The sequence below is a fragment of the Kribbella sp. NPDC054772 genome (assembly GCF_053611945.1).
Window position 1 is genome coordinate 290,424 of sequence record NZ_JBSHBJ010000003.1, and the last position, 26,338, is coordinate 316,761.

The window sequence follows — 26,338 nt, forward strand, 5'->3', positions numbered from 1 at the left end:
TCGGTGTCGGTCCTCCTCGTCGGGCGAACTATCGTTGCCCCATGAGTTTTACCGGGTTTCCGGCTGCGGCGCTGGACTTCTACGACGATCTCGAAATGGACAACACCAAGAGCTTCTGGACCGCGCACAAGCAGGTCTACGAGGAGTCGGTGCGGGCGCCCATGGCGGAGCTGCTGACGGAGCTCGAGGAGGAGTTCGGTCCCGCGAAGCTCTTCCGCCCGTACCGTGATGTCCGGTTCGCGAAGGACAAGACGCCGTACAAGACCCACCAGGGTGCGTACATCGCGGTCGCGCCGGCGACCGGTTGGTACGTGCAAGTATCCGCGCCCGGTGTCCGGGTCGGGGCCGGCTTCTACGAGGCGAGCTCCGAGCGCCTCGGCCGGGTCCGTGCGGCGATCGACGAGGACCGACGCGGCCGGCAGCTGGAGAAGATCCTGGCCACCCTCGGCAAGGCCGGCTGGGAGATCGGCGGCGAGAAGCTCAAGACCAGCCCACGCGGGTACGACGCGGACCACCCGCGCATCGATCTGCTCCGCCACAAGTCCCTGAGCGTCGGCAAGAGCTACGGCTTCGAGCCCGTCATCCACACCGCCGACCTGGTCACCCAGATCCGCACCGACTGGCGAGCCACCAAACCCCTCATCACCTGGCTCACCGACAACAGCTGACCAGCTCGGGTCAGGCCTCGAAGTCCTTGCGGATGTTGGTGAGGATGTCGCGGGTCTTGTTCGGGGGTGGGGCCGCGACGCAGAGGGCTTCCATGGTGGCTGTGTACTGGTCGAGGTCCTCGAGCTTGTCGAGGTAGAGCGCGCTGCTCAGGTGCTCGATGTAGACCATGTCCGGCAGGTCCTGCTCCGGGAACCGCAGGATGCTGTAGGCGCCACCGGTGGCCGCGTGGCCGCCGACGTGGAACGGCATCACCTGGAGCGTGACGTTCGGCAGCTGTGACGCATCGATCAGGTAGTCCAGCTGCTCGATCATCGTCTTCACGCCACCGATCGGGCGCCGCAGCACCGCCTCGTCGACGACGGCCCAGATGCGCACCGGGTCCGGACGGGTCAGCACAACCTGCCGGTTGGTGCGCAGCGCGACGCGGCGCTCGACCTCCTCGGCCGCGATCATCCCGCGGCCCAGCTGGATCACCGCGCGGATGTAGTCCGAGGTCTGCAGCAGCCCGGGGACGAACTGCAGCTCGTAGACACGGATCAGCTGCGCGGCGGCCTCGAGGTCCAGATAAGAATGGAACCAGCTCGGCAGCACGTCGCCGTAGCGGTGCCACCAGCCCGGGTTGTTCGCCTCGCGGGTGAGCGCGAGCAGGCGCTCCCGCTCTTCCGCGTCGTCGACGCCGTACAGCGTGAGCAGGTCGCGGACGTCGCGTTCCTTGAGGCCGACCCGGCCCAGCTCCATCCGGCTGACCTTGGACTCCGACGACCGGATCTCCCACCCCGCGTCGGATCGGCTGATCCCTGCTGCCACCCGCATCCGGCGAAGGTGCCCGCCGAGGATGATGCGCAGCGCGGTCGGTCCGCTTTGCGCGCCCGACTCGGTCACACCCACCTCCCAGCGGCCCCAGCAATGTTCATCAGCGGCAATTTCAACCGCAAGTGCACATCATCGCACGGCAGGGAGCTGAACTGCCGAAGTTCTTACAAAGGAGCGTCGATTCCGTACCAGCGATCACGGAGCGTAAGAGTAGCCGATGCCGTGTCAGGCTGCTTTGTCAGTACAAAGTAGCCGGTCAACATGCCGTCGAACACCGTTCGTCCAGGTTCGGACACCCCCGATCCAGGCTCAAACGGCGCCGAAGTGGTCTCGAATTGGAAAACGTGCGGATGCACGTGCATCGGGCGCTTGCATTCGCCGCGTGCCGACGCCATGATTGATTCATGCACAGAAGGTGAGCTGGATCTCGCGAAAAGTGACATCGCGTGAACCGGCAGGCCGGTCCTACAGACCGCCGGCGGCCCCCCGTCGGCATGACTGGTTGGGGAACCCGAGTCGATGAACGACAACGACAGTGGAGTTGTGGAGCAGGCCGCCACGATGTCCGGCGGCCGCGCTCCCGAGGAGCTGACGGAGCGGGAGATCCAGGATCTGGTCGCGCGTTGCCCCGAGCAACAGCGCTGGGCCTTCGAGGGCTGGTTGCGCGGTGTCCGTCATCTCGACGGCGACCCGATCGTGAGTCTGGCCCCATGACCACCGACAAAGCAGTAGGAGGACGGAAGATGGTGCGGATCTGGCTGGGTGACCACCTGATCGCCGAGTACGTCGCCGAGCCGGACCGCGCGTCGCGGTACCAGCGGGTGATGACCCCGAAGTTCACCGGATTGCGAATCACCGTTGACAATGCGGCCACCGGGAAGGCGTCCGAGCTGCCGAGCGAACAGCTCTGGCCACTCACCGTCCAGTAGCCCTGTCAGCATCTCCTGACCTGCCCCTCAGGCACGCCGGGACCGACTCTCGCCGGAGAGTTGGTCCCGGCGTTTCCATGTCTCCGCCCGGCCGCCGCTGACCTTCCGGCCGGCGTCCCGGCGTACCCGCCGTCAGGCCCGTCCCAGGGCATACAGAAGGGCCCCTTCGTCACTCGCCTGGCGAAGGGGCCCTTGCTCTGTGTTGCGTCTCTATTACTCAGTACTGCTCTTGTACCGCGGTTGTGGTGCTCAGGCGAGGTAGTCGAACTCGCCGTCGTGAACGCCGCCGAGGAACGCCTCGATCTCGGCCTTCGTGAACACCAGGGCCGGGCCGTCGGTGAAGCGCGAGTTGCGCACCGCCACACCACCGTCCGACAGCTTCGCGACCTCGACACAGTTTCCGTTGGGGCCGCTTCGCTGGCTCTTCTTCCAGATCAGCGCACTGTTCGAGTCGCCGGGCATGCCGTTGTAGATCGCAGTCATCAGCTGCACCTTCCATACGTCCTTGGCATATGCACGTGCATTTGGCCTTGCATTTGCATCGTACACGGTTTGGGGGCGCGTGTCCGCACCCTTACTTCCTGTGATGGTGTCGCGCACGAACCACCGCTCAAACGGCCGCTTGACGGGCGCGTCCGGTCGCGAGCGGTGACGGTTTGGACCGATCTTCCGAACTCATGCATGAGATCCGGACTCGTGGGTACGACTTCTCTTGGAGGCATGACCGTGGTTCAGCTAAGTGCCACGCCGTGACAACAGTCGCGAGGTCATACCAATGGTTACGAGCACGATGGAACGGGCTTCGGCCCACAGCGGCGCCCCGACAGACCGGGCCGCCCGCGAAGCAGCCACCCGGGAGCTGATGGAACGCCGGGCTGCCAGCACCGCCGAAGGCGAGCGGCAGGAACTTCTAGAGCAGGTCGTCGAACTCAACCTGGAGATGGCCCAGGGCATCGCGCGCCGCTTCCGCGGACGTGGAGCCGAGGCCGATGATCTGGAACAGGTCGCGTACCTGGGGCTGGTGAAGGCAGCCCACCACTACAAACTGGAGGCGGAGACCCCGTTCATCGGGTTCGCCATTCCGACCATCCGGGGCGAGGTCAAGCGGTACTTCCGGGACTGCGCCTGGACGGTCCGGATCCCGCGCCGGCTACAGGAGATGCAAGGCACGATCGCGAGCAAGCTGCCGGTGCTGGAGCAGGAGCTGAACCGCGAGCCGACGCCGGCCGAACTGGCCGCGCACCTCGAGGTCGAGGTGACCGAGATCGAGCAGGCGCTGGCAGCCAAGGGCTGTTTCAACGTGCTGTCGCTGGACCGCCCGGCCGAGGCGGATGCCGAGCTCACCCTGGCGGATGTCGTTGCCGATGACGACGACGCCACGATCGACCAGCTGGAGACCGTCGAGATGCTGGAACCGGTCCTCGCCGGTCTCGGTGCACGCGATCGCCGGATCCTGCAGCTGCGTTTCGTCGAGGGCTGGACCCAGTCGGAGATCGGCAAGGACATCGGCGTCAGCCAGATGCAGGTCTCCCGGGTCCTTCGCCGGATCCTCGACGACCTGCGGGAGAAACTGACTCCGATGCAGGCGGCCGCCTAGGCCGTACGCCGGGTAGGGGGCCAACCGAGAGGTGAGAACACAAACAAGACACACACGCAAAAAGAAGCACACCCCGACCGGCCCCCGCCGCGGCCTCGCCCCTCCGCGGGGCGCCCCCCCCCCGGGCGTACCACCGCTTCGACTCGAACCCCGCTTCGACTCCATTACTGCCGGCACGGACTCCGCGACTCGCTGACCGGTGAATCTCACTCAGGGTGCTGGTGTCCATGCACAATGGGGAAGAAGAGGGGATGAGTCGTTGCTTGTGGCGCTGCGGATGTTCCGGACCGTGCCCGCGGACACGGTCGCGATCCTGCGCGCGTACCCACCGATGGTGGTGTGCTTCGCCGCGGCGCTGACCGGGACCGCGTTGGTCTTCGACGTCTTCTACCTCGTGGCCAGCCCCGGGCTGACACTGGCGCTTGTTTATACAGTGCCGGTGCTGGCGGGTCTGATCGCCGGACTGGTCGCGGCTGCCGACGATGTCGGGCTGCAGCGCGGCGTGCTGATCCGCACGGTCGGCCTGGCCATTGCTCTCGGCATCACCAACTCGATCGTGGTGGCGATGATCGCCGCGATGGTCCGCACCACCCCGTCGAACTGGTCGTCGGGTGGCCAGTCGGTGCTGTTCGCCGGGTGCACGGTGTTCGCGGTCGCCCTCGCGATCGTTGCGTGCAGCAAACTGATCGATGCGCTCGGCATCGAGATGCGCACCAAGCTGCCGCACCGTCGGCAGCACGCTCGCCCGCCGATCGCCGCTCCGGCGGTCGCCGCGCCGCGGCCGCGGGTCAGCAAGGAGTCGGCTGCCCGCGCGGCCGCCCCGCCGCCACCTCCTCCTCCGGTCGTCGTCCCGGACGACGAGGAGACCATCCCTGTCTTCGTCCCGCCGCCCCCGAAGGTGGTTGATCCCGACGAGGCGCGGCCGGTGACCGCGTCGGGCTCTGTCGGTTCTCATACGCCGCGCGGGCGCCGGACGAGTGCCCGCCGTACCAACAAGCCTGGACGTCGTCCCGGTACCTGACGATCCGGGTTCTTCGCCTCCGCGGGCGGCTGCGAGACTGAGCTGGACCACGGGAGGCGGATGTGTGGGATGTGGTGATTGCCGGGGCCGGACCAGCGGGGGCTGCGACGGCGCTGGGGGTGTTGGCGGCGGATCCGAGTCTTTCGGTTCTGCTGCTCGACCGGCACGAGTTCCCGCGGGACAAGGCCTGCGGTGACGGGATCGCGCCGCACGTGCTGGACCTGCTCGCCGGTGTCGGCGTAAGCGGAATCCTCGACGACTGGACCCCGGTACGCCGCTTCGTGCTCAACCGCGGTCAGGCCGGCGTCGACCGGGAGATGGCACGACCGACCTGGGTAGTGCCGCGCACCGTGTTCGACCAGCGACTCGTCGATGCCGCTCAGGCGGCCGGTGCGCAGTTCGTCCGTCGCCGCGTCCGCGGGATCGAGTTGCAGAGTGGCTCGGTCACGGTCGACGGTGACCTGCACGGCCGCTTCCTGGTCGGCGCGGACGGCGCCCACTCCGTCGTACGGCGGGAGCTCGGGATCAAACCCGGTCCGGTCGCGCTCGCGATCCGTGGGTACGCCCAGACCCCGGCGGCGCGCGCGGCGAGCCAGGTGATCGCGTACGGTCCCGGCCGGCAACCGTCGTACGCGTGGTCCTTCGACCGCGGCGACGGCTGGTCCAACGTCGGGTACGGCGAACTGCTGACGAGCACCCGGCCACGCCCGACTCGCGCCGACCTGCTCGCCAACCTCGAAGCGCTGCTCCCGGGCTCGACCGAAGGCGGCGAGTCCTGGTGGGGCCACCACCTCCCGCTCGCCGGCTGGGGCTGGCGCCCCGCGCGCGGCTCCGTGTTGCTCGCCGGTGACGCGGCCGGACTGATCAACCCGATGACCGGCGAGGGCATCTATTACGCGGTCGCCACGGGTCTGCTCGCGGGCCGGTCGATCGCGGACGCCCTCCGAGCAGGCAGCTCCGACGCGGGTACGCCGTACCGTCGCCGGACCTCGCGGCTGCTCGCCAGGCACCTGCGTCACACCGCGCTGGTCGCGCAGCTGAGTCGCTCCGACCGGATCCTCGACGCGGGGATCCGCGCGGCCGCCGCCGATCAACGCATCTTCGACGACCTCGTCGAGCTAGGCCTCGCCGACGGCGCCCTGACTCGCCGCCTGCTCCGCAAGCTCCTGCCCTGAGCTCTTGATCGCGCCCGAGCTCTTGATCGCGTAGGCAAGCGCATCCTCGACCCGCTCGAGCGGCCAGCTCAACGCGGCGGCGACCTCGTCCGCGGCGAGCTGCCGCTCGGCCTGCCAGACAACAGCGAGGACCGAAAGGCAGTCCTGGAAGCCGGCGCCACCTGACATGTCCTCGCTGAGTCGCAGGAAGAACTCCGCCATCTGGGTCAGCCGCTCGCCCGCCGGCGTGTCCCGACCGACCAGCTCGACGCCCTCGGCGGCGGTGTCGGCCCAGTTGTGGTTCGTCCGCGCGCTCACCTCCCACGCCTTCAGCCAGACGTCCTCGGCGATCACGTAATGCTGCAGGCGGCGCACCGGATCGGGCTCGCGGTACACCATCCCGACCCGTTCGAGATAGCCGATCGCCTTCGAGATCGACGCGGGGCTGACCCGGAGTTCCCGGACGAGGTCGGCCGCGGTGAGGGTCCGTGAGTCGGACGTATAGAGCAGTGCGAGTACGCGGGACGCCATCCTGGGGAGCCCACCGTCGACCATCATCGTCGCGAACCGCTCGACGTACTCCTGCCGTGGATCGGTCGTACGCCGGCCCGTCCGTGGCGAGACCGGTCTGCGGCGCCGGGCGCGGGAGGCGGTCGCGTAGTGGGCGTGGTCGGCCCGATAGCCGCCCGCGCCGCCGTTGCGGGCGATCTCCCGGCTGATCGTGGAGGTCGGGCGTTGCAGCTGCCGTGCGATCTCGGCGTACCCGAGTCCGTCGGCCAGGCCGGCCGCGATGTCGAGCCGGTCCTGGTGACTCAGTCTGCCTCCGGGCATCGGTCGCCTCCGCGCGTTTACAGTCATAGTCATTGCAACGAATTGCATTCTGTCGCAGTCTCATTGCACAGATTGTCATGTTTTACAGGGTTTCGCGATGCGTCAGCGCGACGGCGTGATTGCTGGTTGAGTGAACGCAACATAGCTTCGACGCATGGTTCTGACAGTGGACGGTCTGCGGATGCGGTACGGCGAGACCGAGGTCCTGCACGATGTCTCGTTCGCCGCGCGACCGGGTGAGGTGCTTGCGCTGCTCGGTCCGAACGGTGCCGGGAAGAGCACCACGATCGAGATCCTCGAAGGCTTCCGGTTGCGGTCGGCGGGCCGGGTGGAGGTGCTCGGGGTCGATCCGGCCGCGGGCGACGAGCGTTGGCGGTCCCGGATCGGGATCGTGCTGCAGTCCTGGCGCGACCACGGCAATTGGCGGGTGCGGGAACTCTTGCATCATCTCGGCAGCTACTACGCGCCGTACTCGACAACGGAGGCGCCGCGTCCCTGGCCGACCGGCGAGCTGCTCGAGGCCGTCGGTCTGACCGCGGCCGGCGGGCAGAAGGTGAAGACCCTCTCCGGTGGGCAGCGCCGCCGGCTCGACGTCGCGATCGGGATCGTTGGTCGCCCCGACGTTCTGTTCCTGGACGAGCCGACCGCCGGGTTCGACCCCGAGGCGCGGTCCGAGTTCCACGAGCTGGTCCGCCGGCTCGCGGCCGAGCACGGTACGACGATCCTGCTCACCACCCACGACCTGGACGAGGCGAGCAAACTCGCGCACCGCATCCTCGTCCTCACCGCGGGCCGGATCATCGCCGCGGGAACGACGGCCGAGCTCACCGCGCTGATCGCAGGCGAGGACGAGGTCCGCTGGTCCGTCGACGGTCAGCCGTACCGCAAGTCGACCACCGAGTCGACCACATTCGTCCGCGACCTCTTCGCGACGTACGGCGACGCGCTCGGCGATCTCGAGGTACGCCGAGCCTCGCTCGAAGACACCTATCTCAGCCTGGTCCGGGAGCAACGATGACGATCCGAGTGGGCTGGCAGCGTGGACTGATCGAACTGCGCCAGTCGTTCACCAACGGTCCTGAACTGTTCAGCCACTTCCTCTGGCCGGTGCTGATGCTGGTCGCACTGTTCTTCCTCCGGCACCACGACTTCGGCTCCACCGGTCTGCTCCTCGGTGCCCTCGCGCTGCCGAGCATCCTGGGGATGAACGCCGCGATAGGCATGGTCAGCATGAGCCAGCAACTCACCGCCGACCGCGAGGACGGCACGTTGCTGCGCGCCAAGGCCATCCCGAACGGCATGACCGGGTACGTCGTCGGCAAGGTCGTCTCGGTCGCCGGCGGGCTGCTCGTCGATCTCACGATCCTGCTGATCCCCGGCCTGTTCCTGGTCGACGGGATCGCGCTCGGCTCCGCGCACTGGTTCACCCTGATCTGGGTACTGGTGCTCGGACTGATCGCGACGCTGCCGATCGGCGCGATCCTCGGCTCGGTCTTCACTACGGCCCGCTCACAGGGCCTCATCCAGTTGCCGATGCTCGGCCTGATCGCGATCTCCGGCATCTTCTATCCGCTGACCGCCCTGCCCGGATGGGTCGCCTGGATCGGTCAGCTCACCCCGGTCTACTGGATGGGCCTCGGCATGCGGTCCGCGCTGCTGCCGCCCGAAGCGGTCGTCGTGGAGGTCGGCGAGTCCTGGCGGCATCTTGAGACGGCCGCGGTCCTCGGACTCTGGGCCGTTGCGGGACTGTTGCTCGCTCCCGTCGTACTGCGGCGGATGGCGCGTCGGGAGTCGGGGTCGAAGGTCGCCGAGCGTCGTGAGCGCGCGCTGCGCCGCGTCGCATGATGGAGACATGGCTGACCAGATGCAGGCGTGGGCAGTGGAGCGTCCAGGACCCATCGACAGCGGTCCACTCCGGCAGGTACGTCGTCCCGTTCCGGAACCCGCTCCGGGCGAGGTGCTCGTGCAGGTCGAGGCCTGCGGGATCTGCCGCACCGATCTGCACCTGGCCGAGGGTGACCTGCCACCGAAGCGACCCGGCGTCGTCCCCGGTCATCAAGCCGTCGGATCGGTGGTCGACCGCGGTCCGTCGGCCGACCGGTTCGCTGTCGGAGATCGTGTCGGCATCGCCTGGCTGCGGGGGACGTGTGGCGTGTGCGAGTTCTGCCGCAAAGGATCCGAGAACCTCTGCCCGCGGTCGACGTACACCGGCTGGGACGCCGACGGCGGCTTCGCGGAGTACGCCGTGGTGCCGCAGGACTACGCCTACGCGTTGCCGACGGACCGTGCCGCGGTGGAGTTCGCGCCGTTCCTGTGTGCCGGGATCATCGGCTACCGCTCGCTGCTCCGCGCGAACCTGCCACCGGGTGGTCGGCTCGGTATCTACGGGTTCGGTTCCAGTGCGCATCTCACCGCGCAGATCGCGATCGCCCAGGGCGCCGAGCTGTTCGTGATGACCCGCGGCGCGGGGAACCGGGAGTTGGCCGGCGAGTTGGGTGCCGCGTTCGTGGGGGAGACGGCCGATTCGCCGCCGGTGCCGCTGGACTCGGCGATCGTCTTCGCGCCGGCCGGTGACGTGGTCCCGTACGCGCTCGCATCCCTCAAGCCCGGTGGAACTGTGGCGGTCGCGGGAATCTACCTGTCCGACGTACCGGTGCTGAACTACGAGCGGCATCTGTTCCATGAGCGGGACCTGCGCAGCGTCACCTCCAACACCCGTCGCGACGGCGAGGAGCTCTTCCGCCTGGTCGCTCGGCTGCCGGTCGCCGCGCACACCACGGTGGTCCCGTTCGAGGCCGTCGACCGGGCGCTCGCCGACGTCGCGCACGGCCGCGCGAGCGGTTCACTGGTCGCCACGTTCGAGCACGTTCGATCCCTGGCAATAACTGAACCGGCCAGGCCCGGAGTGCGTTAGAACTGGGTGAAGATTCCACTGTCGGGCCGTGCGGAACTTCAGAGCGGCCTGCTAGCTGCGTTAGATTTGATCAAATCTTACCGAGCTACCAGGGAGTGTGACCGTGCGTATGCAGGATCGGGTCAGTCGACTACGGTCGGTCCTGGCTGACGTGCGTGCGACGGCGCGAGAGGACGGCCGGTGCTGAACAAGGTCCTCGGCGCCGTGGGCTTGGTCCTGCTGATCGTCGGGGTGGTGCTCGCCGTGCGCCCGGTGCACGCGGGTGGCGACTCCTGCGGCTCGGTCTTCCAGCCCGAGAAGGGCATCACGCCGATGCAGTGCGACGCCCGGCTGAGCAGCCGCGGCAACCTGGTCACCGGCTTCGGCGCGGGCGGTGTCGCGCTGATCGTCACCGCCGTCGCGATCGCCGCGATCCGCGACCGCCGTACCCACGTCGCCTCCTGACCCGCCGTAGGCTCGGACCGGCTTGACCTTGACACGGTGTCAAGCCGGAAGGTGGCTGCATGTTCACCATCGGAGACTTCGCCGCGTTCGGTCAGGTGTCGGCGCGGATGCTGCGGCACTACGACGCGCTCGGGCTGCTCCGGCCGGCCGTCGTCGACGAGCTGACCGGGTACAGGTTCTACTCGGCCGACCAGTTCAGCCGCCTGAACCGCATCGTCGCGCTCAAGGACCTCGGCTTCAGCCTGCAACAGGTCGGTGAGATCGTCGACGCCAAGCTGTCCGCGGAGGAACTGCGCGGCATGCTGCGGCTCCGGCAGGCCCAGCTCGAGGACGACCTGGCCCGTAGTACGGCCCGGCTGACGAGCGTCGAGGCGAGGCTCCGGCTCATCGAGAGGGAAGGTCACATGCCCACCGACGACGTCGTCCTGAAAAACATCGCCGCCACAAGAGTCGCGGAGCTGTCCGCGATCTCGCCGAGTTACGACGGCGAGGACATCGGTCCCGTACTGCAGCCCTTGTTCGGTCAACTCTTCGAGCGCCTCGGCGCCGCCGGGGTCACCCCCAGCGGCTCACCGGTTGCGTACTACGAGGACGCCGCGAACGACACGATCCGCGTCCACGCCGCCGTACCCGTCGATGCCGGGGAGGCGACCGATCTGGAGTTCCTGGAACTTCCCGCGCTCACCCAGGCCGCGACCATCGTGCACAAGGGCGACATGATGGAAGCCGACCGCAGTATGCAGACGCTGGCCCGCTGGATCGAGGACAACGGCTATCGCAGCCAGGGCTACGCGCGGGAGGTGACACTCCAGTTCGACATGGACAACCCGGCGAACTGGGTGCACGAGTTCCAGATCCCGGTCAGTAAGCGGAACTGACCGTCGCGAACGAGTGCGGCGGCAAAGTCACCCGGAAACCGCGGGGCTCCGGTTCCACTCCGAGGGGGACCGGAGCCACCGCGGCCGGATCGGCGACCGTGTTGAACGCCTGCGGTTTCGATGCCGTCAGCAACCGTCCGGCCGGGTCCCGGACCTCGCCGCCGCGCAGGTCCAGGACGACGTCCAGCGCCGCCACCGGATCGAGGTTGCTGACCGACACCAGCACCCGACCGTCCTTCACCGACGCGGACGCCGACACCAGCTCCGTCGGCTTCCCGTCCAGCTCGTACGGCGCCGGTCCCTCGACCACGTGCGTCGGTACGGCGACCGCGTCGTGATGCCCCTTGTTCATCTCGAACACGTGGTACGTCGGGGTTTTCACCAGCCCGCCGTCATCGTCGGTGAGCAGCATCGCCTGCAGGACGTTCACCGTCTGCGCGATGTTCGCCATCACCAGCCGGTCCGCGTGCCGGTGGAAGATGTCGAAGTGCAGGCTAGCGACCAGCGCGTCCCGCATCGCGTTCTGCTGGAACAGGAACCCCGGATTCGTCCCCGGCTCGACGTCCCACCAGGTGCCCCACTCGTCCAGCACCAGACCGATCTTCCGGTCCGGGTCGTAGGCGTCCATCAGCGACGAGTGCGCGCGGATCACCCGGTCGACGCCCTGCGCCTTGCCGATCGTCCGGTAGTAGGACTCGAGATCGAACTCGGTCGCGCTGCCCTTGGTCTCCCACGTCCCGGCGACCGTGTAGTAGTGGAACGAGATCGCCTGGAAGATGTTCTTCGGACCGCGTTCGCAGCCCAGGCAGCTGACCGCCTTCAGCAGCGCCTCGGTCCAGTTGAGGTCGTCGTCGGCCGCGCCGGCAGCGATCCGGTACAACTTGTTGTCGCCGTGATCCCGCAGGTACGTCGCGTACTGCCGCGCCTGGTCGGCGTACGCGTCGGCGCGCATGTTCCCGCCGCAGCCCCAGGTCTCGTTGCCGATGCCCCAGAACGGGACCCGCCACGGCTCGTCGCGCCCGTTCGCCTTCCGCTGCCGCACCATCGGGCTGTCGCCGTCGCGGGTCAGGTACTCGACCCATTCGCTCATCTCGCGGACGGTCCCGCTGCCGACGTTCCCGTTCACGTACGGCTCGGCGCCGAGCAGCTCGCACAGAGCCATGAACTCGTGGGTGCCGAAGTGGTTGTTCTCCTCGACATTGCCCCAGTGCGTGTTCACCATCGACGGCCGGTCCGCCTTCGGCCCGATGCCGTCCTTCCAGTGGTACTCGTCCGCGAAGCATCCACCCGGCCAGCGCAGGTTCGGGATGTCGAGCGCCCGCAGCGCCTCGACCACGTCGCGCCGGATCCCGCCCTCGTTCGGGACGGGGGAGTCCTCACCGACGTAGAAGCCGCCGTAGATGCACCGCCCGAGATGCTCGGCGAAGTGCCCGTACAGGTGCCGGCTGATCGTCGGACCGGGTACGTCGAGGTCGATCACGACCCGGGATGTCGTCGGTTCAGGCATGGGGCCCTCCTGTGTCCTTACAGTGGTCGGCATGAAGAAAACCTCGAGCGTGGTGACGATGGCCGACGTCGCCCGGTTCGCCGGGGTATCGACGATGACCGTGTCGAACGTGATCAACGGCCGCCCGCGGGTCGGTCCCGACACGCGTGAGCGCGTGCTCGCGGCGATCGCGGAGCTCGGCTACCAGGTCAATCTGGCCGCCCGTCACCTGCGCGCAGGCCGGACGGGCGTGGTCGGCCTCGCCGTACCGGAGCTGGAGCGGCCGTACTTCGCCCAGCTCGCCGGGCGGCTCGCCGATCGGTTCGAGGCGCACGACCTGCGGATCGTGATGGAGCGCACCGGCGCCAGCCGCGAGGGCGAATTGGACGCCGTCGCATTCTCCCGCCTGCGGATGTACGACGGCCTGATCCTGAGCGTGGTCGACATCGACCCGGCCGAGCTCGGCCAGCTCCGCACCGACGCCCCGGTGGTGATGATCGGCGAGCGCGCGCTGCCGTCGCGCTTCGACCACGTGATGATGGACAACGTCGACGGCGCCCGGCAGGCGACCGCGCACCTGCTCGCCACCGGCGCCCGCCGGATCGCGATGATCGGCGGCGACCCGGTCGGCTCCGCGACTATGCCCGCGCTCCGCGCCGAGGGATATCTGCTGGCGCACCGCGAGGCCGGCGTACCGGTGGACCCGGACCTGAACATCCGCTGCCCATTCCGCCTGCAGGACGGGTACGACGCGATTCGGGCGCTGCGCGAGCGCGGGATCGGCTTCGACGCGGTCTTCGGACTCACCGACGTGGTGGCGATGGGTGCCCTGCGCGCACTGGCCGACGGCGGGCTGCGGGTGCCGGACGACATCCAGGTGGCCGGTTTCGACGACATCGACGAGGCGGCGTACCTGGTGCCGGCGCTGTCCACGGTCAATCCCGGGCACGACGCGATGGCCGACGCGATCACGTCGCTGCTGATCGCGCAGATCAACGGCAGCCCGCGCGAGGAGCCGCAGGAACTCGTCGTCCCGGCCCAGCTGGTCACCCGGGGTACGACGAAACCACTGGCGTGAGTCCATCAGCTGCCCCGGCATGGACACAGGTATATCGATAAAGCAGCGCACCGAGCAAGAGCTCGGCGGCCCGGATCACTCGCTCAGGAGCTTCGCGATCTCGGTCATCTGGTCGTCCCGCAGCGGGCCGTGGGCCATTGCGCCGGCGTTCTGCTCGGCCTGCGCCACGGTCCGGAACCCGGGGATCGGCACGGTCCGCGGGCTCCGCGCCCAGAGCCAGGCCAGCGCGCCCTGCGCGAGAGTGCGTCCGTCGCCCTCCAGGACGTCGCGGATCGCGGCTACCTTGTCCCACCACTCCGGTGCGGGGACGCCGCCCTCGGCGAAGTACCGCAGCCAGGACGGCGGGAGGGTGCGGATGTCGGCGCCCGTGGCCGGCCGGCTCGCGTCGCGGCGGCCGAGGATGCCCATCCCGAGTGGCGTCCGGTTGATGCTTGCCAGATCCTCCCGCTCGCAGAGCGCGAAGAAGTCCGGGGCGTCGTGCAGGACGCTCGCCTCGTGCTGGACCGCCGCGCAGTGCTCGCCCTGCGCGAAGAGTTCCGCGCTGTGCACGGTGTCGGTGCTCCACGCGTAGGCGCGGATCAGTCCTTCGCGGACCAGTTCCTCGCACGCCTCGCGCAGCGGCAGTGCGATCTCGTCGGTCGTGTCGAAGTGCAGTTGGTAGAGATCCAGATAATCGGTGCCGAGCCGGTCGAGTGACGCCCGTACCGCTTTGTGTACGTACTCCGGTGTCGTGTCCTGGTGGTGCATGATCCGCGTGGACTCGTCGCACGTGTTGCCCCACTTGGTGGCGATCACCACCTGGTCGCGGATCCCGCTGATCGCCTGGCCGAGTACGCGTTCGCTGTGCCCGGCGCCGTACACGTCCGCAGTGTCGAAGAACGTCACGCCGAGCTCCACCGCTCGGCGGATCGCCCGCACCGATTCCTCGTCGTCGACCACACCCCAACCGAGCGGTTCACCGGCGGGGTTGCTGAACGGTCCACCGATCGCCCAGCACCCGAATCCGACCGGGCTGACCTCGATCCCTGCACGACCTAACCTGCGCATATCCATGTCGTCGAGCCAATCAGCGGCTACGTCATCCGTCCAATGAATCTTTTGCGCACAGTTGATGCGCTGGACGTATATGACGAAAGTGGGGCCTTTACGTCGCATTCACTATTAGGTAACCTTCCTAACAATTCAGTTCTCCGCGCCCCCGGAGGTATCTCATGAAACTGCGCCTGCTCGCGCTGGTGCTCCCCGTCGGCCTGGTGGCCGCGCTCGGCGGTTCGGCCGCCGACGCCCGGACGAACGCCGACGCCCTGCTGTCGCAGGGCAAACCGGTCATTGCCTCGAGCATCGAGGGTGACTCGCTGGCGGCGGCCAAGGCGGTGGACGGCGACCCGTCGACCCGCTGGGCCAGCACCGAAGGAACCGATCCACAGTGGATCCGGGTCGATCTCGGTCAGGCGGCCACCGTCGGCCGGGTCAAGCTGACCTGGGAAGCCGCGTACGCGAAGGCATACCGGATCGAGGTCTCCGACGACGGAACCAACTTCAGCACCGTCAAGGACGTTGCGGACGGCAACGGTGCGACCGACGACCTGACCGGGCTGCAGGGCCACGGTCGGTACCTACGACTGGTCGGCACCCAGCGCGCGACATCGTACGGCTATTCGCTCTTCGAGATCGAGGTCTACGGAACGACCGACTCGACCGGTGACACCCAGGCCCCGACTGTCCCGACCGGTCTGAAGAGCACCGGCGCCACGGGTACCTCGGTCGCGCTCAGTTGGACCGCCTCGACGGACAACGTGGGCGTGAGCGGGTACGACGTACTGCGTGATGGGAAGGTAGTCGCTGATGCGGCGAGTACGTCGTACAACGACACCGGACTGACCGCGAACACCGCGTACCGCTACACCGTGCGCGCACGGGATCTGGCCGGCAACGTGTCGGGAGAGACCGCAGCGGTCACGGTCACGACCGGAACCGGCGGGGCTGGTGGGTTCGTGCTCGCGGCGGCCGGTGACATCGCGGACCGCTGCACCGCGTCCGACTCGAGCTGCGTGCATCCCAAGACCGCCAAGCTGGTCGAGGCGATGAACCCGGCCGCGGTGATCACGATGGGCGACAACCAGTACGACGACGCGCACTACTCGGACTTCCAGAGCTACTACGCGAAGACGTGGGGGAAGTTCAAGAGCATCACGCACCCGATCCCCGGCAACCACGAGACGTACGACAACACGCCGTACGAGGGGTACCACAAGTACTTCGGCTCGATCGCGACGCCGGCCGGGAAGAACTACTACAGCTGGGAGATGGGGAACTGGCACTTCATCGCGCTGGACTCCAATGACTTCGTGAAGGAGGACCTGCGCGAGCCGGCGCAGCTGACCTGGCTGAAGCAGGACCTCGCGAAGAACACCAAGGGCTGCATCGCGGCGTACTACCACCACCCGCGGTTCTCCTCAGGTGACCACGGTGACAACCCGGACGCCGATCCGCTGTGGCAGACGCTGGTGTCGGCCAAGACCGACCTGATCCTGAACGGTCACGACCACCACTACGAACGGTTCCTGCCGCAGAACGCCGACGGTCAGAAGGACCCGAACGGGCCGCTGCAGATCATCGGCGGGATGGGCGGCGCGCCGCTCTACCCGGTGCACGCCGGACATCCGGCGACGGCCAAGATCATCGAGGACTTCGGTGTCCTGAAGCTGTCGATGACCGACACGACGTTCGCCAGTCAGCTGATCGGTCTGGACGGCAAGGTCCTGGACAGCAGCCCGACGTACACCTGCCACTGATGTACCTCGCATCCGTCGGCCCGCTGCGGACCCCGCTGCGGCGGGTCCCGGGGAATGTGGTTGCCCTCGGCATCGTCAGTCTGGTGACCGACGTGTCGGCCGAGATGGTGACCGCGATCCTGCCGCTGTACCTGGTCTTCGGGCTCGGGCTGAACCCCCTGCAGTTCGGCCTTCTCGACGGCCTGTACGCCGGAGCGACGGCGGTACTGCGGCTCGTCGGCGGACACGTTGCCGACCGCTGGCGACGGCTGAAGACCGTCGCCGGCGTCGGCTACGCGCTCTCGGCGGTCTCGAAGCTCGGCTTCCTGGCCGCCGGGTCCGCGGTGCCGGCGATCGGCGCGGTCCTGGCTGTCGACCGGGCCGGCAAGGGGATCCGGACGGCGCCGCGGGACGCGCTGATCTCGTTGAGCAGCGCGCCGGAGACGATGGGGCGTTCGTTCGGCGTGCATCGGGCGCTCGACACGGTCGGCGCGTTCCTCGGGCCGCTGGTGGCGACGGCTGTGTTGTGGGCCAGCCTTGGTGACTACGACTCGGTCTTCGTCACCAGCTTCTGCCTTGCGGCTTGTGGGGTGATTCTGCTCGGGGCTTTCGTTCGCGACCAGGCTCCGGCGCCTCGGCCTGTGCCGGTTCGAGGTGGTCTGCCGGTGCTGGGGTTGCTGAAGGAGGCCAACTTTCGGCGGGCTTGTGTGTGGGCGGCTGCACTTGGGCTCTTCACGATCACGGACTCGTTCGTTTATCTCGCTGTGCAACGGCGTTGGGACATCGGGACCAATCTCTTTCCGTTGCTCCCGCTCGGTACCGCTGGGACCTTCCTGCTGCTCGCGATCCCGCTCGGGCGTCTCGGTGACCGGATCGGCCGGTGGAAGGTCTTTCTTGGTGGACATCTCGCTTTGATCCTTGCGTTGCTGCTTGTTTGCGGCCCGATCGGTGCGTGGTGGTTGGTCCTCGTTTTGCACGGGATGTTTTATGCGGCGACCGACGGTGTGCTTCCCGCTGCGGTCGGCCCGTTGCTGCCCGAACACCTGCGCGCGAGCGGTCTCGCCGTACTCCAGACCGGTCAAGCGCTCGCGCGGATGGCCGCGGCCGTCACCGTCGGACTGCTGTGGACGCTGTGGGATCTCCGTCCCGCGATCCTCGCGATCACGGTTGCGCTGCTCGCGGTCACCATCGCCGCTGCCGTCCTCAAGCCACTGGAGGTACGCCGATGACTCGCCGGCTCCTCGTTGTCGCGATCGGGCTTCTCGCTCTGGTCGGCGGCGCGATCACATACGTCGTCCAGGCGCGCGACGGCGGGGCGACCGAGAACGCCGTACCGGTCGTGTCTGGTCAGACGATGGCGCTCGATGGGAAGACGCTGTTCTTCCGCAACCTGGCGGCTGGTCCGGACGCGGGCAAACTGGCCGCCGTACCCGTTGGGAATCCGGGGGCTGCTCGACGGGTGGGGGATCTGCACTGTGATCGGTTCGCCGCGGCTGGTGGTACGGCGATCTGCCTGCGCTTGAAGCCAGGCTCGTTGCCACCGCTGACCGAGATGATCGTCCTGACCGGTTCGCTCCACGAGAAGCATCGCGAAACGTTGCCCGGGACACCGAGTCGGGCCCGGGTCTCTCCGGATGGGCGGATCGTGAATTGGACGCTGTTCGTCAGTGGCGACTCGTACGCCGCGACGGGGTTCTCCACGCGCACCGGGCTGTATCAGGTGGACACCGGCCGGATGGTGAAGACGGTCGAGGAGCTAGCGGTTTTCGTCGGCGGGAAGCGGTACTTCGCGTCGGACGTGAACTACTGGGGGATCACTTTCGGTGCTGATGGCAACCGGTTCTATGTGACCATGGCGAGCAAGGGGAAGACGTACCTGATCGAGGCTGACTTCCGCGCGTACCGCGGTACGGCGATCGCCGAGAACGTCGAGTGTCCGTCGCTGTCACCGGACGGGCGGCGGATCGCGTACAAGCAGAAGGTCTCCAACGGGACCTGGCGTCTGGCGGTCCTGGACCTCGCCTCCCGCCAGGTCGTGCATCCACCCGAGACCCGCTCGGTCGACGACCAACCGGTCTGGCAGGGGAACTCGACACTGCTCTATCCGATCGACAAGGACATCTGGTCGGTCGGCCTCACCACACCGCCCAAGCTGTTCATCGGTCAGGCGGCGAGTCCGTCGTTCAGCTAGCGATTGGTTGAAATCACTGCCATCGTTTGTCAGTGTTTGCTGGAAGCGTTGGCGACGTGACTTCGAGAACCCATCTGCTGCTGCCCGCAGCGTTCATTACGTCCCTCGGCAACAACAGCCAGCTCCTCGGCGCTGCCCTGCTGCTCGTCCGCGCGCAGGGGTCGATGCTGGATGTCGGGTGGCTCTTCATCGCCGTCGCCGTACCGCAGGCTGTGCTCTCGCCGTACTTCGGTCGACTCGCGGACCGCTTTGACCGGCGCCGGCTGTGGGTTGTCTGCGATCTGGTGAGCGCTACCGCCGCCCTCGCCCTGCCGGTCGGTCTCGCGTTCGGCGTCGCTCAGCAGCCGCTCGTCTACGCGACGAACTTCGCGCTGGCGGTCGTCGCGGCTCAGTTCACGCCTGCCAGTGCTGCCCTGATCCGTGAGCGCGTTCCTGCTGGGCGGCTTCGGCGTTTCAATGCTCACTACGAGATCGCGCTCCAGTCCGGCATGCTTCTCTCGGCGTCGGTCGGCGGGCTGGCTCTTCAGCACTTCGGTCCGCGGCCTCTGTTCACCTTCAATGCGCTGACGTTCTTGCTGTCCGCTGTGCTCGTTTACTCGGTCGGGACCGGGCGGCGGTCTGTCGAGCAGGTTGTTGATCAGCCGGCGGCGCCGCGGCGCGTGGGTGTTGTCCCGCTTGGTGCGCTCGTGGTGCTGTTCGGGCAGGGGCTCGTTGTCGTGACGGTGTTCAATGCTTTGCTGCCGGTGCTTCTGATCGGCGAGTGGCATCGCGGCGCGGCGGCACTTGGTGCGGTCGATGCGCTGGGCGGCGTGGGCTTCCTGGTGGCCGCGGCCACGTATCGGCGGTCGGCGGCGCGGCTCGGCGACCTGAAGCTGGCTGTCGGGGGGTTCTTGTTGTGCAGCGCATTGTTCGCGCTGCAGCCGCTCTTCGGCGTACCGGTGCTGATGTCTCTCGTTCTGGTTGGCGCGTTTCTCTTTGGGCAGGCTCGGATTGCAACCCGTTCGTTGTTGATGACATCGGTGACGGAGTCTCGCGTCGGGCATGCGTTCGGGATCGCGAACGGCTACGGCCTTGCCGCGACGGTGGTCGTCATGTTGCTCGCGTCGGTTGTGACCGGGCGCTCCGACACCCGCTACGGGTTCGCGGTCGTCGCGTTGATCAGCGTGGTGTCGGCAGGTCTCGTGGGGCTCTGGATCCGAGCGGTCGTGTCGGGCCCCAACCAGCAGGAAGCGCAGTCGGCTGAATCAACAGCACTTATATAAGTGCTGTTATGATTCTCGGATGGACGACCCCACCGCACAGAGTCAGTGGCGGCCGCTGCACGAGCTGCTGGGCCGGATGGACAACGAGATCGGCCGGATCTACACCGATCGGGAGATCAAGGGCCTGAAACCGAGCTACGTGCGCGAGCTGATCCAGCTGCACCTGAAGGGCCCGCTGACGATCACCGAACTGGCGGACACCGTCGGCCGGACGCACTCGGCGCTGAGCCAGAAGGTCTCCGCGATGCGTACCGCCGGCCTGGTCCGGACCGTGCCGGGTGCGGACGCGCGCAGCAAGAAGGTCACGCTCACCGCCAAGTCGAAGAAGCTCGTCGAACTGCTGACCGCCGAGTGGCGGGCGACCGAGGAGGCGATCGCCGAGCTGGAGGCCGAGCTGCCGTACCCGATGACCCAGGTGGTGCGCGACATCGAGGCAGCGTTGAGCCGGAAGAGCTTCCACGACCGCATCACCGAGAAGCTCCCGGATGTGGCGGAGTGAAACGCGCCCTCATCGACCTCGGACCGCTCCGCGTTCTGACGTATCGCCGGTTGTGGATCGGTCAGGTGTTGTCGGGGTTCGGCGGTCAGCTGACCTTCGTCGCGGTGATGTTCCAGGTCTGGGACCAGACGTCGAGCCCGGCCTGGACCGGGGCCGTCGGGCTGGCTCAGGCGTTGCCGCTGATCGTCCTCGGACTGTTCGCGGGCACGCTCGTCGACCGGCTCGAGCGGCGCCGGATCTACCTGGTCACCACGGTCGGACAGTGGCTCGTCGCGACGGTGATGGCGAGTCAATTGGTGTTCGGGCGGGTTCCCGTTGGGGTGCTGCTGGCGCTGATCGCAGTACAGGCCGCGTTCGGTGCGACGGCTGGGCCGGTGGCTCGGACCGTGCTGCCGCAGTTGTTGTCGCGCGACCAACTGGCCGCTGGGATCGCGTTGAATCGGATCGGATTCCAGGGCGCGATGCTGCTCGGGCCGGCGCTGGGTGGTCTGATCATCGGTGCCTGGGGAGTCGGGGTCTGCTACCTCATCGACGCGCTCAGTTTCCTTGCCGCGCTGTACGGCGTACTCGGGCTGCCACGGATGCGCATTGGGACGACTGCCAAGCCTGGGCTGCGTGGCGTGTGGGACGGGTTGACGTTCGTGGCGTCGACGCCAGTGATCCGAGGCGCGCTGATCACCGATCTGGCGGCGACCGTGCTGTCGATGCCGATCAGCCTGTTTCCGGTGATCAACGCTGAGCGGTTCGGCAACAATCCGCGGACGCTCGGGTTGTTCCTGACCGCGATCGCTGTGGGTGGCGTCGCTGCGTCGTTGTTCTCCGGCTCGTTCACTCGGCTGCCGCGGCACGGCGTGGTGATGCTCTGCGGCTCGGCTGGGTGGGGGATCGCGCTGGTGTTGTTCGCGTTCTCACCGGTGCCGTGGCTGGCGTTGGTCTGTCTCGCGTTCGCTGGTGCGGCCGACACGGTGGCTGTCGTCTCGCGGAGCACGATCATTCAGCTGCACACGCCGGCTGAGTTGCTCGGCCGCGTCAGTGCCGCCGAGCAGATCGTGGGGCAGGCGGGTCCCGACCTCGGCAATCTCCGTGGCGGTGTGGTCGCCCAACTGAGCTCGCCGGTCGCGTCGCTCGCCTCCGGTGCGTTGCTGTGCGTCGCGGCGGTGGCAGCGGTTGCTGTCAGCACGCCGGGACTGCGGCAGCCCGCCGTCACTCAGGACGCGTGAGACCGACCGTACGGAAGCCGGTGTTGCCCATCGAGGACTCGGGGGTGTTCGACGAGCGGGCCGCGTTGCGGTAGCGGTTGCAGTACGAGTCGTGGCACAGGTACGAGCCGCCGCGCATCACCCGGGCTGCGCCGAGCGACGGGCCGGTCGGGTTCTCGGCGGGGGAGAACTTGTAATACCGCGGGCCGAACCAGTCGTCGCACCACTCCCAGACGTTCCCGACCGTCTGCCACAGGCCGAACGCGTTCGGGCGGAAGGTGTGGACCGGGGCGGTGGTGAGGAAGCCGTCCTCCTCGGTGTTTGCCCGCGGGAACTCGCCCTGCCAGATGTTGCAGCGCCACTCGCCGTCGTCGCCGATCAGCTCGTCGCCCCACGGGTACCGCTTGCCTTTGAGGCCGCCGCGGGACGCATACTCCCACTCGGCCTCGGTCGGCAGTCGCCGGCCGGCCCATTTGGAGTAAGCCGTCGCGTCGTTCCAGCTCACGTGGACGACGGGATGCTCGGCGAGGCCGTCGAGATCGGATCGGGAACCACCCGGGTGCCGCCAGTCGGCGCCGCGGACGCCGGCCCACCACGGCGTACCGGAGGCTGGGCCCATCACCTCGTCGGGCTCGGCGGCGAGAGCGAGATGGAACACTGCGGAGTACCCGAAGATCTCGGCCTCGGTGCGGTAGCCGGTCGCGTCGGTGAAGCGCGCGAAGTCGGCGTTCGTCACGCTGGTCGCGTCGATGGAGAACGGCGCGAGCTCGACCTGGTGGACGGGTGTCTCGCCGTCGCCGGCGTTCTCGTCGCCGTTGGGGTTGCCCATCGCGAAGACGCCGCCACTGAGCTCGACCTGCTCGATCCGGTGCTCGCCGCGCTCGGCCGGGGCAGGCGGAGGGGCGGACGCCTCGCCACGGGACGGCGCGCAACAGGACGGATGGTCGTCGCTCATGCATGCAAGCTTAAAAGTCGACCGTCCAGGGTGCTTAGTCGAGGGTTGGCGGACCCTGCTCGATCCGGCGCAGGACCGGCTCCAGGCGGTAGAAATCGGTGCCGCCGAGCAACTGTCGCTCGTCCCACCAGGTGGCACCCGCCTCGGCGAGCGGCTCGATCAGCGCCCGCGCGCCGGCCGGATCTGCCGGGCTGATGCCGCCGACGATCACGTCGTACGGCGTGCTCTGGTCCGCGCGCTGCTGGTGGAGGAAGTCGACCAGCTCCCGCAGTTCCTCGACCGCGGGGGCCTGGCCGTGGTTGGCACTGGTGAACAGCGGTACGGCGCCGTCCCAGCGGGCGGCTCGGCGCATCGGGGCCTTGCGGGGCCAGTAGCCCGCGATCCAGACCGGCGGGCGGGGCTGCTGGACCGTTGCCGGCAGCAATTCCACGTCGGTGGCCTGGTAGTGCTTGCCGTCGTGGTTCACCCGGGCGCCGGACCAGTAGGCCGCCATGAGGTCGAGGCCCTCGTCCAGCTTCTCGGCTAGCACCTTCGGATCCGTCTCGTCGCCGAAGCTGCCGAACTCGTCGTCGATGGGTCCGCCGAGACCGGCGCCGAAGATCACCCGGCCGCCGCTCAGCGCGTCCAGGGTTGCGACCTGCCGGGCGAGCTGCTCTGGCCGGCGTCGCGCGACCGGGGTCACCAGCGGGCCTAGCTTGATTCGTGAGGTGGCCAGCGCGGCCGCTGTCATCAGCATCCACGGATCGCCGAACGCTTGCCCGCGGCGCCGTTCCTTGCTGTGCACCACGTGGTCCCAGACGAACAGCCCGTCCCAGCCGGCCTCTTCCGCGGCCATCGCCATCCGCGCGACCGTGTGGGCGTCGGCGAAGTCCCCGAAGTTCGGAATGTTGACACTGAAGCGCATAGTCACTTGCCCAACCGTAGTTCTACAAAGGGAATGGTGTCGCCTGGGAGCAGGTAGGTCTCCACCTCGACGAAGCCGTGCGACTTCGCGAAGCGCAGGCCGTCGGCGTTGCTGCTGAGGATGTGGGTCTCGATGGTGGTGGCCAGCTCGCGTGCACGGTGTAGGCAGTGCTGGTAGAGCGCATCACCGTAGCCGCGGCGCCGGTACTCGGGGAGTATGCGAGCGATGACCACCGCTGCCGTGGTGTCTTCGGATGGCGGTCGGACTGTCGAGCATCCGACCAGGGCGTCGCCGTCGTAGGCCACCTCGAGGACGTTGCGCGTCAGTCGCTCGCGGATGTCGTCGCGGGACAGCGGCGCCGTCGGGATGATCTCATTGTGCACGCGCTGCCAGTCCAGCAGCGTGACGTCGTCCGTGATCGGGACGATCCGAAGGCCACTCATGGCGTCAGCCAACAGCGCCGCAAGCGTCATGGTCAAACGGATTCCCTGCGCGGCGGTCCGGGGAGTAGTAGCGTCCGTGTCGTGCGGATTCTCTTCGTGGGCAACAGCTTCACTTCGCGGAACAACCTGCCGGGGCTGATCAAGGGCCTGGCAGGTGCGCGTGGGATCTCGATCGAGCACAAGCTGATCTCGGCGGGTGGGGCGTCGCTGCGGCAGCATCTCAACGCCGGCCAGGCGCTGGACGCGATCGCGAGCGGCGGCTTCGACACCGTCGTCCTGCAGGAGCAGAGCACGCTGCCGATCAAGAGCCCGGCCCGCTTCCGGGACAGCGCGCGTGACTTCAACGAGGCGATCACCGCGGCGGGCGCCCGTACGGCGCTCTACCTGACCTGGGCGCGACGCAACGCCCCGGAGACCCAGCAGGCACTCACCGACGCGTACGGCGCAGCCGCAGCGGAGCTCGGCGCGACGCTCATACCGGTCGGAATGGTCTGGGAACGCTTCCTGACCCAACACGACACGCCGCCCCTGCACGACGCGGACAACAGCCACCCGGCGCTCGCAGGCAGCTATCTAGCGGCGTGCGTCTTCCTCATCGCGCTGCTCAATGAGGATCCGGTCGGAATCGCCGTACCGGCGAAGGGCCTCGAGCAGGACACAGCAGCCCGCCTCCAGCAGGCAGCGTGGGACATCTGCTCAGACCTGACCGCAGCCGGGTAACCCTCCCCGGTCTGGAGGTTCAGACCGAGGCGCTCACATCCGGCGGATCAGAACCGCTGGGTGGATCGGAGTCAGGCGCAGGCGTGCGGTAGCGCCGACCATTCGGACTGGTCCAGGTGGTCCTTCCGTCCGCATCACAGCTGACGGCCCATCCGCCCTCGTGCTTGAGACGATGGTGATGTCGGCAGAGACAGTGCAGATTGTCAGTGCTGCTCCGCCCGCCAGCCGCGAAGGCAACACGATGGTCGATGTCCGCGAACTCAGCAGGCTGGTTGCACCCAGGGAACTGACACGTCCGATCGCGCAACCGAACGAATCGATCGGTCGCCGCATTCGGCGTGTACCTGTCCGGAGTCCCAGCCGGCGGCTCGTCACTGAGCCGAAGATCAAGCCGCGATCGACTCGGACTCCCGGAGTCGCCGAGGAGACTCCGAGCCAGGACCCGCGTGAGGTCCTTACGCAACGACTCCTGAGGGATCGGACCATGGTGCTCGGCCACTCCACCAGTGTCGCTCGCGCCGTTGATCAACGCCCGGATCTCAGCACCACTCGCATGGATCACAACCGCTGCCTCAGCACCCACAGACGCCTCAACGACGTCCTCCGCTACCGGAGCACCACCAACCTTGCTCCGAGGTAGTAGCCGGCTCAAAGCGATATCAGCCCGCAGCTGATCCATAGTGCGCGTATCACCCTTCCGGCGACACCGGTTCGCAGCACGCGTCAGGCTGTTCATCACCGCGGCCGCATCCAGCGCATCCTGCGTATGGATCAGCTCCGCAGTACCGTCACTGGTCGGGAAGATCCGCACCGACCGTTCGTCCATCGCCCGCGCATGAGCCTTGCTCCGCGCCGTCGACGACCGCCGCGCGGCCTCTCGCTGTGCCTCCTGCTTGATCCGCTGCAGCGGATTCTCCCCGGCCCACTCCAACACCGCAGCCTCGGCCGCCGCCATCTCCGCCGGGTCGTCGAGAACCGACAGTTCCCGCACGATCGTGAACGCCGCCCGCTCGGTCAGATCCCCTTCCTCCAACGCACGCAACGTCGCAGGAAAGTTGTGCACCAACTCGCACGAGGTATGAATCCGGGCGGTAGCGGCCCCTTTATGCATCTGCCAGGCCAGCGCAAGCTCATCAGCAGTCGACCGCAGATCCCCAGCCACCCACCGACGCTCACCAGGTTCCGCTTCCCGATCCCCAGGCTCAGGGTGCCGATGCCCGAGGTCGGCGGAAACACCACGCAGTGAGCCCTCATACCCCGCGACAGCAGACGCCTTCAGAGCGGCCAGCCGCGCCTCCATCCGGCCGATCATCTCCACCCGATCCAGCCACCCGGAGTCGTTCAGCTCAGACGTGTCCTGAAACGCAACTGCCTCGAACAACCCGACCCCACGATCAGGATCATCCGGTACGTCGCCACGCGCCAACAACCCGAACCGCGCCGCCACCCGCGCATCGTCCCGCAACCGATCCCGCACCGCCGAGAACTCAGCGCCACCAGGCACCACTGTCAGCGGCGCTCGCCCGGCCAACGGCCGCGAGGCCGCCGACTCAACCGGACACTCACTCATGCCATCG

Annotated in this window: 28 protein-coding genes; 19 read left to right on the forward strand and 9 right to left on the reverse strand. The window is 67.8% G+C overall.

Annotated features, from left to right (window positions below; translation table 11 throughout):
• Positions 1-41 precede the first annotated feature (41 nt).
• Positions 42-668 (forward strand): DUF2461 domain-containing protein, encoded by a 627-nt coding sequence (locus tag ACWGID_RS06885; RefSeq protein ID WP_452195198.1) that lies wholly within the window; start codon positions 42-44, stop codon positions 666-668.
• Positions 669-678: 10 nt separating this feature from the next.
• On the opposite strand, the gene ACWGID_RS06890 is transcribed toward ACWGID_RS06885, so the two are convergent.
• A complete protein-coding gene (locus tag ACWGID_RS06890; protein WP_452195200.1) occupies positions 679-1,551 on the reverse strand; it encodes a helix-turn-helix domain-containing protein in 873 nt (290 codons plus the stop codon).
• A 450-nt stretch (positions 1,552-2,001) separates the two neighbouring features.
• Between ACWGID_RS06890 and ACWGID_RS06895 the strand changes: the two genes are divergently transcribed.
• A complete protein-coding gene (locus ACWGID_RS06895) occupies positions 2,002-2,196 on the forward strand; it encodes a hypothetical protein (protein WP_452195201.1) in 195 nt (64 codons plus the stop codon).
• Complete coding sequence (locus ACWGID_RS06900; protein ID WP_452195203.1) at positions 2,193-2,411, forward strand: hypothetical protein; 219 nt, start codon at positions 2,193-2,195, stop codon at positions 2,409-2,411. Before ACWGID_RS06895 ends, ACWGID_RS06900 begins: the two co-directional genes overlap by 4 nt.
• 249 nt (positions 2,412-2,660) lie before the next feature.
• Here the strand turns inward: ACWGID_RS06900 and ACWGID_RS06905 are convergent, their stop codons facing one another.
• Positions 2,661-2,894 (reverse strand): DUF397 domain-containing protein, encoded by a 234-nt coding sequence (locus ACWGID_RS06905; RefSeq protein ID WP_452195205.1) that lies wholly within the window; start codon positions 2,892-2,894, stop codon positions 2,661-2,663.
• Positions 2,895-3,201: 307 nt separating this feature from the next.
• Between ACWGID_RS06905 and ACWGID_RS06910 the strand changes: the two genes are divergently transcribed.
• From ACWGID_RS06910 to ACWGID_RS06920, 3 genes are all read left to right on the forward strand, one after another.
• The gene (locus ACWGID_RS06910; RefSeq protein WP_452195207.1) at positions 3,202-4,008 is read left to right on the forward strand and encodes a SigB/SigF/SigG family RNA polymerase sigma factor; all 807 of its coding nucleotides are present in this window, start codon (positions 3,202-3,204) and stop codon (positions 4,006-4,008) included.
• Between the two features lie 265 nt (positions 4,009-4,273).
• Positions 4,274-5,029, forward strand: coding sequence for a hypothetical protein (locus ACWGID_RS06915; RefSeq protein WP_452195608.1), 756 nt, complete (start codon positions 4,274-4,276; stop codon positions 5,027-5,029).
• A 71-nt stretch (positions 5,030-5,100) separates the two neighbouring features.
• Positions 5,101-6,204, forward strand: coding sequence for an NAD(P)/FAD-dependent oxidoreductase (locus ACWGID_RS06920; protein WP_452195209.1), 1,104 nt, complete (start codon positions 5,101-5,103; stop codon positions 6,202-6,204).
• Here ACWGID_RS06920 and ACWGID_RS06925 read toward each other — a convergent pair.
• Positions 6,148-7,014, reverse strand: a complete 867-nt coding sequence (locus tag ACWGID_RS06925; RefSeq protein WP_452195210.1) for a helix-turn-helix domain-containing protein — start codon at positions 7,012-7,014, stop codon at positions 6,148-6,150. The genes ACWGID_RS06920 and ACWGID_RS06925 overlap by 57 nt on opposite strands.
• A 154-nt stretch (positions 7,015-7,168) precedes the next feature.
• Between ACWGID_RS06925 and ACWGID_RS06930 the strand changes: the two genes are divergently transcribed.
• From ACWGID_RS06930 to ACWGID_RS06950, 5 genes are all read left to right on the forward strand, one after another.
• Entirely contained in the window at positions 7,169-8,032 is an 864-nt protein-coding gene (locus ACWGID_RS06930) for an ABC transporter ATP-binding protein (RefSeq protein WP_452195212.1), read from the forward strand.
• Complete coding sequence (locus tag ACWGID_RS06935) at positions 8,029-8,859, forward strand: ABC transporter permease (protein WP_452195214.1); 831 nt, start codon at positions 8,029-8,031, stop codon at positions 8,857-8,859. Before ACWGID_RS06930 ends, ACWGID_RS06935 begins: the two co-directional genes overlap by 4 nt.
• Before the next feature lie 7 nt (positions 8,860-8,866).
• Positions 8,867-9,928, forward strand: coding sequence for a zinc-dependent alcohol dehydrogenase family protein (locus ACWGID_RS06940; RefSeq protein WP_452195216.1), 1,062 nt, complete (start codon positions 8,867-8,869; stop codon positions 9,926-9,928).
• Positions 9,929-10,108: 180 nt separating this feature from the next.
• Positions 10,109-10,372, forward strand: a complete 264-nt coding sequence (locus ACWGID_RS06945) for a hypothetical protein (RefSeq protein WP_452195218.1) — start codon at positions 10,109-10,111, stop codon at positions 10,370-10,372.
• A 59-nt stretch (positions 10,373-10,431) separates the two neighbouring features.
• A complete protein-coding gene (locus ACWGID_RS06950) occupies positions 10,432-11,250 on the forward strand; it encodes a MerR family transcriptional regulator (protein WP_452195220.1) in 819 nt (272 codons plus the stop codon).
• Here ACWGID_RS06950 and ACWGID_RS06955 read toward each other — a convergent pair.
• Positions 11,234-12,757 (reverse strand): alpha-N-arabinofuranosidase, encoded by a 1,524-nt coding sequence (locus ACWGID_RS06955; protein WP_452195221.1) that lies wholly within the window; start codon positions 12,755-12,757, stop codon positions 11,234-11,236. The two genes, ACWGID_RS06950 and ACWGID_RS06955, sit on opposite strands and share 17 nt — an antisense overlap.
• Before the next feature lie 31 nt (positions 12,758-12,788).
• Between ACWGID_RS06955 and ACWGID_RS06960 the strand changes: the two genes are divergently transcribed.
• On the forward strand, positions 12,789-13,814 hold the full coding sequence (locus ACWGID_RS06960) for a LacI family DNA-binding transcriptional regulator (protein WP_452195223.1): 1,026 nt from the start codon (positions 12,789-12,791) through the stop codon (positions 13,812-13,814).
• A gap of 75 nt (positions 13,815-13,889) precedes the next feature.
• Here ACWGID_RS06960 and ACWGID_RS06965 read toward each other — a convergent pair whose 3' ends face one another.
• On the reverse strand, positions 13,890-14,867 hold the full coding sequence (locus ACWGID_RS06965; protein ID WP_452195225.1) for an aldo/keto reductase: 978 nt from the start codon (positions 14,865-14,867) through the stop codon (positions 13,890-13,892).
• A gap of 158 nt (positions 14,868-15,025) precedes the next feature.
• Here ACWGID_RS06965 and ACWGID_RS06970 point away from each other — a divergent pair, with 158 nt between their 5' ends.
• Genes ACWGID_RS06970 through ACWGID_RS06995 form a run of 6 tightly spaced genes read left to right on the forward strand, consistent with a single transcriptional unit; the run spans position 15,026 to position 21,760 of the window.
• A complete protein-coding gene (locus ACWGID_RS06970; RefSeq protein WP_452195227.1) occupies positions 15,026-16,609 on the forward strand; it encodes a discoidin domain-containing protein in 1,584 nt (527 codons plus the stop codon).
• Positions 16,609-17,817: an MFS transporter gene (locus ACWGID_RS06975; RefSeq protein ID WP_452195229.1), complete on the forward strand. Its 1,209-nt coding sequence runs from the start codon at positions 16,609-16,611 to the stop codon at positions 17,815-17,817. The genes ACWGID_RS06970 and ACWGID_RS06975 overlap by 1 nt, the downstream gene beginning before the upstream one ends.
• Positions 17,814-18,779, forward strand: a complete 966-nt coding sequence (locus ACWGID_RS06980; RefSeq protein ID WP_452195231.1) for a hypothetical protein — start codon at positions 17,814-17,816, stop codon at positions 18,777-18,779. Before ACWGID_RS06975 ends, ACWGID_RS06980 begins: the two co-directional genes overlap by 4 nt.
• Positions 18,780-18,835: 56 nt before the next feature.
• Positions 18,836-20,041: an MFS transporter gene (locus ACWGID_RS06985; protein ID WP_452195233.1), complete on the forward strand. Its 1,206-nt coding sequence runs from the start codon at positions 18,836-18,838 to the stop codon at positions 20,039-20,041.
• A 19-nt stretch (positions 20,042-20,060) separates the two neighbouring features.
• Positions 20,061-20,540 (forward strand): MarR family winged helix-turn-helix transcriptional regulator, encoded by a 480-nt coding sequence (locus tag ACWGID_RS06990; protein WP_452195235.1) that lies wholly within the window; start codon positions 20,061-20,063, stop codon positions 20,538-20,540.
• Positions 20,537-21,760, forward strand: coding sequence for an MFS transporter (locus ACWGID_RS06995; RefSeq protein WP_452195237.1), 1,224 nt, complete (start codon positions 20,537-20,539; stop codon positions 21,758-21,760). The genes ACWGID_RS06990 and ACWGID_RS06995 overlap by 4 nt, the downstream gene beginning before the upstream one ends.
• Here the strand turns inward: ACWGID_RS06995 and ACWGID_RS07000 are convergent.
• From ACWGID_RS07000 to ACWGID_RS07010, 3 genes are read right to left on the reverse strand one after another with little or no spacing between them, the layout of a single operon-like run.
• A complete protein-coding gene (locus ACWGID_RS07000; RefSeq protein ID WP_452195239.1) occupies positions 21,744-22,694 on the reverse strand; it encodes a formylglycine-generating enzyme family protein in 951 nt (316 codons plus the stop codon). The genes ACWGID_RS06995 and ACWGID_RS07000 overlap by 17 nt on opposite strands.
• 34 nt (positions 22,695-22,728) lie before the next feature.
• Complete coding sequence (locus ACWGID_RS07005; RefSeq protein ID WP_452195610.1) at positions 22,729-23,598, reverse strand: LLM class flavin-dependent oxidoreductase; 870 nt, start codon at positions 23,596-23,598, stop codon at positions 22,729-22,731.
• A 2-nt stretch (positions 23,599-23,600) separates the two neighbouring features.
• Positions 23,601-24,041, reverse strand: a complete 441-nt coding sequence (locus ACWGID_RS07010) for an N-acetyltransferase family protein (RefSeq protein WP_452195241.1) — start codon at positions 24,039-24,041, stop codon at positions 23,601-23,603.
• Between the two features lie 81 nt (positions 24,042-24,122).
• On the opposite strand from ACWGID_RS07010, the gene ACWGID_RS07015 reads away from it, so the two are divergent.
• On the forward strand, positions 24,123-24,761 hold the full coding sequence (locus ACWGID_RS07015; protein WP_452195243.1) for a hypothetical protein: 639 nt from the start codon (positions 24,123-24,125) through the stop codon (positions 24,759-24,761).
• A 19-nt stretch (positions 24,762-24,780) separates the two neighbouring features.
• On the opposite strand, the gene ACWGID_RS07020 is transcribed toward ACWGID_RS07015, so the two are convergent.
• A complete protein-coding gene (locus ACWGID_RS07020; RefSeq protein WP_452195245.1) occupies positions 24,781-26,331 on the reverse strand; it encodes a DUF222 domain-containing protein in 1,551 nt (516 codons plus the stop codon).
• Positions 26,332-26,338 lie beyond the last annotated feature (7 nt).